Source organism: Streptomyces sp. NPDC058459 (genome assembly GCF_042721685.1).
In the GTDB taxonomy this organism is placed as follows: domain Bacteria; phylum Actinomycetota; class Actinomycetes; order Streptomycetales; family Streptomycetaceae; genus Streptomyces.
The window spans coordinates 43485-55544 of the sequence record NZ_JBHXLV010000015.1; the positions used below are offsets into that span (position 1 = coordinate 43485).

The following is a 12060-nucleotide window of genomic DNA, read 5'->3' on the forward strand; positions in this document are numbered from 1 at the left end:
GCTTCGGCAGCTCACCCGCCCCAGACACTGACCATCCCCACCCCCGGAGCCACCCCTGTCCGAGAAGATGCCCCTCTCCCTTGAGCCTATCGAGCAACTCCTGCTCCTGGCTGCCGACTTCACCCGCTTCCACGACGCGCAAGTACGTCATGCGGTCAACGGGAAGCGTCCCGCCACCGTCCTGAACACCCAGGCTGCGAGCGCCCAGCACCTGGCCAACTCGGCACTCGACATCGTCACCACGCTCAACACGGAGTCGATGTACCACAGCCCGGCTATCCGTGCCGTGTACGCCCGGATCCGCCAGCTCGTCCAGTTGGCCACTGACGCGGCGGGCCACCTCATCGACGCCGAGGACATCGTCACCCACACCCAGGAAGGGCTGCCGGTGGAGCTGGACGACGGCTTCCTGACTGTTCTGAGCGAGGAGGACGTCCGCCAGGAGACCGGACGGCGCTTCACCCTTGTCGCCGAACTCACCGCCCTGGGCGCCTCCGACGCCGTGGCAACCGCCGAACAGTACGGCGCGGAGCGCCGCCGCCACGGCAGCACGCCCGAGCACCAGCCACCTGTGCTGTCCCGCGTCCAAAACAGCACACTGTGCGCCATCGCCCGCGGGGACGTGACCGTCAGCGACGGGCGGCCGTACAACCGCCGCGAGGAGGCCGGTATCAGCGCCAGCACCATCCGCGCGCTGGAGAACCGCGGCCTGATCACGCGCGCGGAATGCCAGTTGTGGCTCGTGGACGAACGCGTGCACCTGAGCCCGGCCGGGCGCCGGGGCCTCTCTGCCTCGTTCGCCAACCCCCGCCCCGCCGCTCTGACCGCCACACGCCCGACGGCCCTCCAGCCGGCGGGCACACCGACGCCGACCCGCGGCCGATGACCCGCCCGACGACGGCCACCCAGCGCCCGGACGGATCACCGACCGCAGCAAGCAGCGCTCGCCAAAGGTCCCCAGATACACGGCTGAGTCGCTACGACTGGGAAAGGGCCCGAGGGCCCATCACAGCGTTCGGCGAATCCAAGTCACTCGGCGCGTGGGCCAAGGACTCCCGCTGCCAGGTGAAGAAGGAAGCACTGCGGACACGGCTCGCCCTGGGCTGGGAGCCCGAAGAAGCCGTCACCCAGCCCAAGCGCGAACTGCCCACACTCCAGTTCACCTTCGGCGAGAAGACGCTGACGCTACGCGGCTGGGCAGAGCAGTCGGGAATCAAGTACCACACCCTCTACAGCCGCATCCGCACCCAGGGCATGTCCTTCGAAGAAGCCCGACAAGGGGCCCGACGGTGAACACTTGCGTCAGCCCGTGACCGCCTTCGGCGAGACCATGCCCGTCTACCGGTGGGGGGTGGACCCGCGGGCCAACGCTTCTACCAGCACCATCCGGAGGCGGATCAAGGCGGGCTGGAATTCACAGATCGCTATCACCGAGGAACCCGAGTACCGGTCCACCCTCGGTACCGGACAGCCCTACAGCGCGTGGGGCAAGCGGATGAGTCTGCCCGAGTGGGGGCGCCTGGCCGGCATCCCCGAGAACGTTATCCGCAGTCGGATGCACGGCCACGAACTCACCCTCGAAGCTGCCCTGCATTCATTGGGCTGGACCCCCGACGATCCCCCAACCGCCGCGTCGCTGCTGACGGTAGCGGTCCACCAGCTGCAGCCGGGCGATTTGATCGTCTCCACCGAGCCTTCCGGCGAGATCACCGTACGCCGTCACCACGCGGACAACCCGCCCCCACCACTTCAGCGCCCTTCACACCCCACGGCGAGCAGGCCGGCCATCCCGCCGCCCGGTCCTCAACCGACACGCCGGCCAGCCGGGCGCTGAAGCCGCATCCCTGGAGTTCCCACGTCTTCCGACACCCCTTCCGTGCACGACTTTGCCCGCGCGCTCGCCGCCCAGATTCCCGGCGCCGCTCCCCGCGATGTGACCGTCAACTTCGAGGTTCGGCGTCAGGCCGCGGGCCAGTACGGCTACCGCTCCCGCGGCGGCCCCGTGACGGTCTATGCGCAAGCCCTCCACGCCGAGCTCTACGGCCTCCCCCCGGACGACGACCCAGTTCCCGTCGCACTGGACGCGCTGCTGCAGGCCGCACACACTCTCCGCAGTCCCGAACAGCAGATCGCGATCCTGCAGCAGCTCGCCGAGCAGATGCGCAATGCCGGCGAGATTCTCGAGTGGGCGCGTGACCACGCGCGTCGGCGTCAACTCCCGCACTCAACCTGGGAATGGCTGCGCGACGCCACCGACAACACGCGCAGTCTCGCCGACGGCCTCGATGTGATCCGCTCCGCCTTCGCCCACGATGCCCCCGCATCCGCCGTGCCGTCGCAGCCAACCCCTCACAGCACGGCGCCGACCGTCGCCGCACCGGTCGGTCGCCGCCGCTGACCAGGCCCATAGGGTCGCCCCCCGGCTCTTCCTCGGTCCGGTCCAGGGACCGGCAAACGCCTAGCCCGTGCACCTGTTGCTTCTCGATCCCCTGGCACGTCTGGTTTGGGCCGCCCAGGACCCGAGCACGGAACTGACCCGCAGCACTGGCCGCGCCGTCGAGAACGAGCCTGCCGGCACTCCCATCGCGTACGTCACCAACCTGCTCGACGAGTTCGTCGCCATGTGCAACCCCCGTGTCGAAGGCCAGCTTCGGCCACCCCCTGCACTCGTGCCGCCGACGCGCTGAGCCGGATCTCCGCTCCCCACCATCTTCAGGATTCCACCATCACCGACCAGCCCCAGTTCCGCGCCCTGTCCCTGGGCGCCGGAGTCCAGTCCAGCGCCCTGCTAGCCCTCTCCGCCGAAGGCATCCTTCCCAAGGTCGACTACGCGATCTTCGCCGACACTGGGTGGGAGCCGCGTGCCGTCTATGACCATCTCGACCGTCTGGAGCGGGAGATAGCCGCCCCGGCAGGAATCCCCGTCCTGCGCGTGTCCACCGGCAACATTCGCCACGACGCCCTCGACCCGCACCACCGCTTCGCCTCCATGCCGCTCTACATCCTCAACCAGGACGGCAAGGCCGGGATGACCCGGCGGCAGTGCACCGGCGAATACAAGATCAAACCGATCAAGAAGCAGGTCCGCGCCCTCCTCGGCTACCCCTACCCCGCCCGGATCCCACGGGAGGTGTTCGTCGAACAGTGGGTCGGCATCTCGACCGACGAGTTCCACCGCGCCAAGGACGCGGACGTGAAGTACATGCGCAACCGGCACCCGCTCATCGACCTGGGCTGGTTGCGAGCCGACTGCGTCCGCTACCTGTCGTCACTGAACCTCGCCGACACCCCCAAAAGCAGCTGCCTGGGCTGCCCGTTCCACGGCAACGCCCAGTGGCGGCAGATCCGCGACACCTCACCCGAGGAGTGGGCGGACGTGGTTGCCTTCGATGCCGCGATCCGCCAGGGCAACGCCCGCGCCAACGCATCCGGAAATCACCTGCTCGGCCAAGCCTTCCTGCACCGCTCCCGGGTGCCCCTGGCCGAGGCTCCTATCGACCACGTCACCGCCGCCGAGTGGGCTGCCCTGCAACCCGAACTGGGCAGCGACGAAGACGCCACCGTGCTGGAGGAAGGCGTCACCGACGGATGCTCGCCCTGGGCCTGCCGCGGCGACACCGACGCCCTGACCCGCGACGACTTCGGACTGGCCACGTGATCGTGCTCGACCTGTTCGCCGGGCCCGGCGGCTGGAGCCACGCACTGACCGTGCTCGGCGTACGCGACATCGGGCTGGAATGGGACGAGTGGGCGTGCAAGACCCGTGCCGCCGCTGGCCAGTTGACCATCCGCACCGATGTCGCGGCCTATCCGGTGTGGCCCTTCCTCGGGAAAACGACCGGTCTCATCGCCAGCCCTCCGTGCCAGGCGTGGTCGATGGCCGGCAAACGCCTCGGCCTCCTCGACCAGCCCCCCGTCCACCAGGCCGTAGCCGACCTCGCCACCGGCCGCGACACCCGTGCGAAGCTCCTTGCCGCCTGCGAGGACGAGCGCTCCCTGCTGGCCGCCGAACCCATGCGCTACCTCCATGCTCTCCACCAGCACGGTCAGCCCGAGTGGATCGCCATGGAAGAGGTGCCCGACGTTCTGCCGCTGTGGCGCCAGTACGCCGCGATCCTGCGCAGCTGGGGCTTCTCCGTCTGGACCGGCATCCTGAACGCGGCTGATTACGGGGTGCCGCAGACCAGAAGGCGGGCGATCCTGCTCGCCTCCCGCACCCGCACCGCCGAGCCGCCACCGCCCACCCACGCCAAGGTCGCCGAGCCGGAGTCGTTGTTCGGGCCGGGCCGCGCGCAGTGGGTGTCCATGGCCGAAGCCCTGGGCTGGGGCGCCACCGACCGGCCCGTGCCGACGGTGTGTGCGGGCGGCGGCCCCGGAGGGGGACCGGAGCCCTTCCCCTCCGGTTCACGCCAAACCCTCGCTACCGCCCGCGACCGCGGCGCCTGGCTTCGGCATCCCGAACACCGTGTCGTCCTGGAGCCCCACGGGCGCGGAGCGGGCTGGATCGCCCGTCACGGCGACCGAGACGCCACACCTGTGGGTGCCCCGGCGCCCACGTTCACAAGTAAGGCCGGGCAGTGGCGGTGGTCCCTGCGCAACAACAACCAGGCCAACGCCACCGTCCGGCCCATCGAGGAACCAGCGGGCACCCTCTTCTTCGGGCACCGCGCCAACGAGTGCACCTGGGTCGCCGAACCCGCCTCGCCGCCTGCGGACGACTCCTCGGACATCCTGGCGTCGCCGGAGCCGATCAAAATCACCGCGCGCGAAGCGGGCCTCCTGCAGACCTTTCCCGCCGACTACCCGTGGGCCGGCACCAAGGGGAAGCAGTTCTCCCAGATCGGCAACGCCGTCCCCACGCTGCTCGCCGGACACCTCCTCGCCCCACACCTCGGCGTCACCCTCGACCCCGACGACTTCACCCTCGCCGCCTGATGCCCCACGCCCCTGAATCCGACGAGGACGACCTCGACTTCACCGCTCCACACCAGCCGGTGTTCCACGCCGAGCAGGCCCTCCTCGGAGCGCTCCTCCTCGACCCGCACCGTGTCGACGACGTGAGCGGCATCGGCGCCAAGTCGTTCTCCACCGCCGCGCACGCCGCCCTGTACACCGCGATCACCACCCTGCCACGGCCCGACCCCGCCGAGCACGCGAAGAACGCCACGTGGCTCGCCCGCGTGCTCACCACGGCCCAGGGACAGGCGCGCGGGCTGACCGCATCAGACCTGCACACTCTCGTCCAGGTCTGCCCCTGGCCCAGCCACGCCCCCGCCTATGCCCGGATGATCGAGGCGGAACACGCCCGGCGCCGCCTGCTGACCGCCGCTGAACGCCTCGCTCAAACCGTCCACGACACCTCCCTCCCCCATCCCCTCCAGACGGTGTTCGCCGAGACCGACGCACTCGCCGCGGTCGTAGATGACATCGGCATCCGCTTCCCGCCACGCGCCGGCGTGCTGCCCCGCACCACGACACCACCGCCGCCCCCCGCACGCGACCCGGCAGAGGCCGCCGAGGAGGAGCGGATACTGCTCGCCACCGCCACCGCCTACCCCCGCGACATCGACTCCGTCCGGTGGCTGCTTCCCACCGATCTCACACAGCCCCTGCACCGCGGCCTGTGGCAGTGCCTGACGACCTTGGCCCGCCGCAACCAGCCCGTCGACCCCGTCACGGTCCTATGGGAAGCACAGCAGCGCGGCGTGCTGGACAACGGAAGTGACCCGCGAGAGATCCTCCGGATGCTGGCCGAACCCGCCAGCCCCGTCGAGCACTGGGGCGAGCGCGCACTGAAGCGCTCACTACTGGCCACGGCCGAGCACACCGCCCGACGCATCGAGGCGTACGCCGAAGACCCGGCGAACACCCCCTTCCAGCTCGTCATCGGCGCCCGCCGCGCCCTCGCCGACATCGCCGCCGTCCGCACCCGCTGGCAGCACGCCACCGGAGCCACCCCGCCACAGCGGCGGCAGCCCCCGCCCACCACCCGCGCAGGCCCGCCGACCACCAGGGCCGCGCACAGTGCCCGCCCCACGCGAGCAATTCGTTAGCCCCCGAGTGCGCCGGTGGCCGGACCAGAAGGCCCGGCCACCGGCGAGACAGATGAGACCCCCACGTGATTCCTCCCATTGACGCCCATGTCCGCCTCGACACCCACCCCACTCACCCGAGCGCGGTGCAGGCGGTCCTGACCGGCACGCAGGCCCGCGTCGCCCTCCTGGCTCTGGAGGCCGCCGGCTGGACCGTTGCCGCCACCAACGTCCTGGTCCTGTCCCGCATCGATCACGAGGAGCCCTACTGGGCCAACGACGCGGCCAAGCACCTGACCGCCGAAGGCATCCCCGTCGAGATCACCCCTCAACTCCAGGAGGCCATCGACGAGGAATGGACCTGGCCGAACCACCCGATGAGTTGGTGCACTCGCAGCGAAATCCGTGAGATCTCCAACCAGGCGCAGAAGATCCACGACGACATCCGTCACGGCCGACTCCTCATCTACGCTCACGCACACGACGGCCACACCACCGTCGCGGTCGGCACCTACCTCAGCCCAGGCGGTGAGTCCGTCCACCTACATGGTCAGGACCACCTGCGACAGATCTCCGACACTTTCAACTCACCCGCAGAGGCGCTGACGGCCTTCCAGCGTGTCCACGCAGCCGCGATGCGCCCCGGCCCGGCGCCCCTGACAACCGCCGAACGTGCCGCCATCGCAGCGCGTTCCGTCTTCGACGTCACCACGGCCAAGTCCGGAACTCCCGCATCCGAGCCGGAACCCGTCCCCATCTACCTGGCCGATGCCGGCGACCACGACGCGCTCCTCGACAGCTTCCTCGACGAGCACGGTGAATTCGAGAAGTGGCGGACCTGGTCGGATGACACGACCCATGCCATCCACGAATCGCAGACCCTGCGCATCGAACGTGTCCACGAAACCCAGGCCCGCGAGACCGCCTGGACCGTGGCTGCCTACGAGACGCCCGTCTCCGACCGCATGTGGCACCTCACCGCGACCAGCGACACCCCCGCCCCGGTGCTGCAGAATCTCCTCATTCACCTCAGCGACGGCGATGGCTGGGACACGGCCACCGGTACCCAGGTGGACGAGAAGACGGTCACCGCAACAACTCAGCCGCTCACGGAGGCCGGGTGGAAGCACGCCTGGACCGGGCACGGCATCCGGTGGATGTCTCCCGACGGCAAAGCAGGCATGCAGTTCCACCCACTGACCCCGCAGCACGCGCAGAACCCGGCAACCTGGACCATCTGGGGCGGCACCGATCCGGACCGGCCCAAGTGGACCCTCACCGCGTCCCCGCACACCCCGAGTTCGCTGCTGGCGGGTCTCGCAGCAGCCCTCGCCCAGGAGACCGGCACACGCCAAGTCCAGCCGAGCCGCGAGCATGGGACCCGACTCACGGCCAGTGCGCCGGCCACTCCTACGGTCCCCGCCGGCCGTCCCGCCAACCGTTCACGCTGATCGTCGACCCCTACGAGCGGGGCAAGATAGCGCGGGATCGCCGGTTACCGAAACCGGCGATCCCGCAGACCATAGAGAGTCCACCGCCACCCCCTGCCCGGACGTCGAAAGGAACCGCCCACGACCGCAGACACGCCTCACAGCACGGCACGCCAGATGCCGTGCACCGGCAGACGGTCACGCCGCCGCGTAGCTCGCCCGGAACAGATCCCGCGCCCGCTCCACGTCCCTCGACGTACGGAGCTGGACCTCAAGGTCGCCCGTCCCGTGATGACCGAGGCCGGACACGTCCCGGGTGAAGCCCGGAACGACGTCGACATCCTTCGGGTTGATCTTCAGGTACACCAGCAGCTTGGTCCGCTGCGGCGGGCACAAGCAGGCGAAGTTCCGCAGCCGCTGGTACGCCCGGTACTGCTTGCGCTCCACGCGGTTCACGCCGTCACCGAGCCCGAGCAGAACCTCGTCGACCGCGCCCGCCAGCTCCGCCATCGCCGCGCCCTGAATGTCCGCCGCCTGGGCGACGGACTGGCGCCGTGCCCGGCGAGACGCCTGCGGGCCGCCGCTCACGGAGGCCACGGTCTCAAGGCCGAGCAGGTCGCTGCCGAAGAGTCGGTAGCGAACCAGGTCGATCGAGCGCCGGTGCTCGCGCACCGCGTGCACGTCGTAGCGGGTGAAGTCGCCGGCGACGCAGATCAGGCGCGGTCCGCTCCACAGGACCTGGGACGCGGCCGTCACCCCGAGCCGGTTGCGGACCAGGTGCTCGAACTCGGCCCGGTGGTCCATCAGCCAGGCCAGGTAGAACAGGCCCTGATTGATCACACCGGCATCCGTGCCGCGCTTGTACTCGACGATGACCGGAGAGCCGTTCTCGTCCAGCCCGAGTGAGTCGATCCGGCCCCCGTGCACCGACCCGGTGCGGTACTCGCTCGCCAAGAACCGGACGCCCAGCAGCGTCTCCATGTGCGTCTCAACGAGACCCTGCACGTCGGCCTCAACCTCAGCAAGACGCGACATGAGCTCAATCATGCCGCTGTTCGTCGCGTCCGTACGAAACAGCTTCAGATCCGACACCTCCCCCTCCTCGACTAGGAAATCACCAACGCCGAGAAGGTGCGGGATTGTTTCCAGGAGAAGCGTCGGAGGCGTGAAGATCATGTGAAACCCTGCGTATGGCCTGATAGGGGAGCGCTCGCGTCCCCCGATCACCGGGAATTCGTGATTCCCCATGCGCCCCTCGCAACCCGGGGGACAGAGCCTGGAAGCCGCATTGCTGACCAGGTTCCTTCTGCGCGCCGAGTGCCGTGCACACCGGCGTGGCCAACTCTCGTGCAGGGCCAGGGCGTCTGGGTTGCCGCAAGCCGTGGGGCGCGCACGCCGCCTGCGGCGCACGAGCAACCCGATAGTCCCCACGTACATCTCGGCACCCACCCCGCGCATCTCGGTGCGGTGACCGCCGATCTGAGCAGAGCCCAGGCCCGCACCGACCCCGTGGCTCTGAAGACCGCAAACTGCACGGTCATCAAGCAAGCTCCACTCTTTCGGGTGCATGCCATATCCCTGCGTCGCGGCTAGCATTTTGCATGCAAGGTTCGGGTATTCCCATATGGGAACCTCATTGGACGCGACGGGAAAACGACGGCAGCAGTAGGGAGTGACCATGATCGTGAATGGCGTGAAGGCCGACCAGATCTCCGGGGCCGCCTGGCAGAAGGCTCGGGCCAGCGTGGGCAACGGGAACTGCGTGGAGGTTACGCCCCTTGCGGAGGGGGGTGTGGCTATGCGGAACTCCAGGTTCCCCACGGGCCCGGCCCTTGTCTTCAGCAAGGCGGAGTGGGTGGCGTTCCTCGACGGCGCGAAGGGTGAGGAGTTTGATCATCTCGGCGCGTGACGCGTAAGCGGAGTGTCGTGCGTTGGCCATAGATTGTGCGTCGGGCATGTGCCAGGGCATTGTGGGGTCCGACCTACGCCCCGTTATTGTTCGGAGTTCACATGTCCGTCGCCCGGAACTGGCAGTCGGATTCTGATTCGTCGGTTGTCCCCATACCGTCGGCAGGGGGCGCCGCTGTTGGGCAAATGCTGGGGGAGGAGCTTCGGCGGATCAGGGAAAGCCGGGGTCTGACGCTTGCGGCGGCGGCGCGGGCCATCCGGGGCTCGACGTCCAAGATGAGCCGGTTGGAACGTGGGGAGAGTCCCGCTAAGCAGCGAGACGTGTACGACCTCGCCCACTTCTATGGGGCGTCCGCCGAAGAACTCGCCCTCCTGGAGCAGTTTCTCGCGCAGGCGACGAACGCGGAGTGGTACGAGCGGTTCGCCGATGTGACTCCTTCCTTCCTCAGGCGCCTGATCAGCGCGGAAGGACGCGCGGAGCAGATCACGATCTTCGAGAACCAGGTAGTGCCTGGTCTGTTGCAGACCGAGGGGTACGCCAGGGCGTTGATCAGCCTGGTGCGGGCCACGCCGTTCTCGGACTCAGACGCAGCACGGACCGTTGCGCTGCGGATCGCGCGGCAGCAGATTCTCGATCAGCACCTGCCCCGGATTACTGCCATTCTCGACGAGACCATCCTGTATCGCAGGCGCGGCACCGCGGCCGTGATGTGTGAGCAGATGGAGCACTTGCTCGCCGCGGCCAAGAAGCCGAAGGTGAACGTACGGATCATCGGGATGCACGAGGTGGCCCCGCCGATGGCCATCACCTACCTCGAGTTTCCGAATCGCATTCTTGGGGACATGGCCTACCTGGAAAGCGTCGAAGGTGCGACGTATGCTACGCAGCAGCGTTCGCTGGACAACTACCGCAAAGCGTTGACCGAAGCCCGCCAGCACGCCATGCTGCTTGACGAAAGCATCGAGGCCATAGAGAAGGCCGTGCGGCACTGGGCAAAGCTGGCTGACGCGGAGAGCGGTGACAGCGGCTCCGCGGCCGGGCCGGGAGCCGTCACTTCGCCGCCGGCCGAGAGCGGTAGCTAGATCAGGTGCCGACTCTGGCAACGCCGCCCCATTCGACCCAGTCGGTGGGCCGCAGGTGGACGGGCGGAGGCTGGTTGTCTGGCTGCCAGTCGATGACGTCGACGAGGCCGGGCGGTTCGATGATTGTCATGCCGTCGAAGTAACGCCGTACTTCGTGCCTCTCTCGTACCCGTCCCCAGTTGTTGTGGGTCGCCTGGGCCATCAGGCGGGTGACGTCGCTCCTGACAACTGCGTCGTCACTGACGAGCTGGCAGATGACCATGTAGCTGCCTTCGGGCAGTTCGGCCGCCACACGCTGTATCAGGGCGCCAGGATCCCGCTCGTCGTCGGTGTCCGGAAGACAGTGCAGCACTGATACGAAGAGGGCCGCGATCGGCTCAGTCCAGTCGAAGAAGTCGTTGGTGACGGCCCGGATCTGCTCGGTGTTGCGCATGTCTTGGTCGATGACCACGACGTTCGCGTTCTCGTGGAGCTGGGTGTGAGCGTGTGCGAGGACCATCGGGTCGGTGTCGACGTAGGCGACCTTGGCGTCCACGGAGACCCGCTGGGCGACCTCGTGAACGTTGTCCAGAGTGGGCAGCCCTGACCCGTGGTCGAGGAACTGCCTGATGCCCTTGTCCCGGGCAAGGACACGAACCACTCTGCGCAGGAACTCACGGTTGGAGCGTGCCAGTTGCTGCGTGCTGGGCGCGATCCGCAGCAGTTCGGCACAAGCTAACCGGTCAGACTCATAGTGCTGGCTACCTCCGAGAAGATAGGCGTACATGCGGGCGACACTGGGGGTGGTTGTGTCGATGGGGCGAGGTTGGGGTTTCTCCCCGTAGACCATGCGCAAAGCTCCCTGCAGCCCGGTTCCGAGTGATGTGCTCGGTTGGAGAGATCCATCGTAGGAGCCGCACTGCGGGCTGGCCAGTCACCTATATGAGGGTTTAAGGGGCGCTGTTAACGATTCGGTGGAGTTTGAATTGCCCCCCGGCGCGCATAGCGGGATCTAGTGCGCTCTCGTGCTCCTCCCGTCACTGATGCGCGATACGACGCAGGGCGGAAGTTGCTCGATGGCGCGCTCGGCCCGGCGCAGCAGGGCGCGCACCGCGAAATCGTCCAATCCCATGAGGTCAGCGGTCCGCGCGACAGGCAGTCCGAGCCGGTGGTGTAGTAGAACGGTGTCTGCCTCGGCGTCGTGGAGGAGGCAGTGGACGCTCCACCTGTGCCCTTCGCTGCAGACGGACCTCACACCAGCCTCGCCGCGCAGGAGTTCCCAGGCACTGGCTGCGGGGCGGGCGCTACGCAAAGCCGTTTCCCAGCCCGCACTGAGAGCGTCGAAAACTGCCTCGACACAGTCGGTCGCTTGTGTCCATTCCCCCGTCCGCACATAGGCGTAGCGCAAGTACCCGTCGAGGCACAGCTCAAGGAAGGCGGCATATTCGAGACGGAATGCGTCTGGCATATGCGATTCGGTCAGCCTTGCCGCCCCGTGAGTCGAGCGGCTCATGCGGAATCTCCACCCGCTAGCCTCGAAGTTTCGTGACGGTCCGCCGACGGAGTCGGTGGACCGTTTTCGTGCTGTGGGCTGAGGTTGGGCAGGCCGAGGACCCGAGTGTCGCCTC

The 12060-nt window shown here is 68.2% G+C and carries 12 protein-coding genes; 10 read left to right on the forward strand and 2 right to left on the reverse strand.

What is annotated here, in order from left to right:
- Nucleotides 1-67: 67 nt before the first annotated feature.
- From ACFWN1_RS05515 to ACFWN1_RS05550, 8 genes are all read left to right on the forward strand, one after another.
- Nucleotides 68-886 carry a hypothetical protein gene (locus tag ACFWN1_RS05515; RefSeq protein ID WP_384358470.1) on the forward strand — a complete coding sequence of 273 codons (819 nt, stop codon included), beginning with the start codon at nt 68-70 and terminating at the stop codon, nt 884-886.
- A 179-nt stretch (nt 887-1065) separates the two neighbouring features.
- A complete protein-coding gene (locus ACFWN1_RS05520) occupies nt 1066-1293 on the forward strand; it encodes a hypothetical protein (RefSeq protein ID WP_384358472.1) in 228 nt (75 codons plus the stop codon).
- A gap of 16 nt (nt 1294-1309) precedes the next feature.
- A complete protein-coding gene (locus ACFWN1_RS05525) occupies nt 1310-1834 on the forward strand; it encodes a hypothetical protein (RefSeq protein ID WP_384358474.1) in 525 nt (174 codons plus the stop codon).
- Nucleotides 1835-1876: 42 nt separating this feature from the next.
- A complete protein-coding gene (locus tag ACFWN1_RS05530) occupies nt 1877-2398 on the forward strand; it encodes a hypothetical protein (RefSeq protein WP_384358476.1) in 522 nt (173 codons plus the stop codon).
- Nucleotides 2399-2785: 387 nt separating this feature from the next.
- On the forward strand, nt 2786-3658 hold the full coding sequence (locus ACFWN1_RS05535) for a hypothetical protein (protein ID WP_384358498.1): 873 nt from the start codon (nt 2786-2788) through the stop codon (nt 3656-3658).
- Complete coding sequence (locus ACFWN1_RS05540) at nt 3658-4935, forward strand: DNA cytosine methyltransferase (protein WP_384358500.1); 1278 nt, start codon at nt 3658-3660, stop codon at nt 4933-4935. The genes ACFWN1_RS05535 and ACFWN1_RS05540 overlap by 1 nt, the downstream gene beginning before the upstream one ends.
- On the forward strand, nt 4935-6053 hold the full coding sequence (locus tag ACFWN1_RS05545) for a DnaB-like helicase N-terminal domain-containing protein (protein WP_384358478.1): 1119 nt from the start codon (nt 4935-4937) through the stop codon (nt 6051-6053). Before ACFWN1_RS05540 ends, ACFWN1_RS05545 begins: the two co-directional genes overlap by 1 nt.
- Before the next feature lie 65 nt (nt 6054-6118).
- Nucleotides 6119-7483 (forward strand): DUF317 domain-containing protein, encoded by a 1365-nt coding sequence (locus ACFWN1_RS05550; protein WP_384358480.1) that lies wholly within the window; start codon nt 6119-6121, stop codon nt 7481-7483.
- A 177-nt stretch (nt 7484-7660) separates the two neighbouring features.
- On the opposite strand, the gene ACFWN1_RS05555 is transcribed toward ACFWN1_RS05550, so the two are convergent.
- Nucleotides 7661-8554 (reverse strand): DUF5655 domain-containing protein, encoded by an 894-nt coding sequence (locus ACFWN1_RS05555; RefSeq protein WP_384358482.1) that lies wholly within the window; start codon nt 8552-8554, stop codon nt 7661-7663.
- Nucleotides 8555-9140: 586 nt separating this feature from the next.
- On the opposite strand from ACFWN1_RS05555, the gene ACFWN1_RS05560 reads away from it, so the two are divergent.
- Together ACFWN1_RS05560 and ACFWN1_RS05565 are read left to right on the forward strand one after the other, a co-directional pair.
- Nucleotides 9141-9371 carry a DUF397 domain-containing protein gene (locus tag ACFWN1_RS05560; protein ID WP_384358484.1) on the forward strand — a complete coding sequence of 77 codons (231 nt, stop codon included), beginning with the start codon at nt 9141-9143 and terminating at the stop codon, nt 9369-9371.
- A gap of 185 nt (nt 9372-9556) precedes the next feature.
- Nucleotides 9557-10453, forward strand: coding sequence for a helix-turn-helix domain-containing protein (locus tag ACFWN1_RS05565; protein ID WP_384358486.1), 897 nt, complete (start codon nt 9557-9559; stop codon nt 10451-10453).
- A gap of 1 nt (nt 10454) precedes the next feature.
- On the opposite strand, the gene ACFWN1_RS05570 is transcribed toward ACFWN1_RS05565, so the two are convergent.
- Nucleotides 10455-11282, reverse strand: a complete 828-nt coding sequence (locus tag ACFWN1_RS05570) for an SAM-dependent methyltransferase (protein WP_384358488.1) — start codon at nt 11280-11282, stop codon at nt 10455-10457.
- Nucleotides 11283-12060 lie beyond the last annotated feature (778 nt).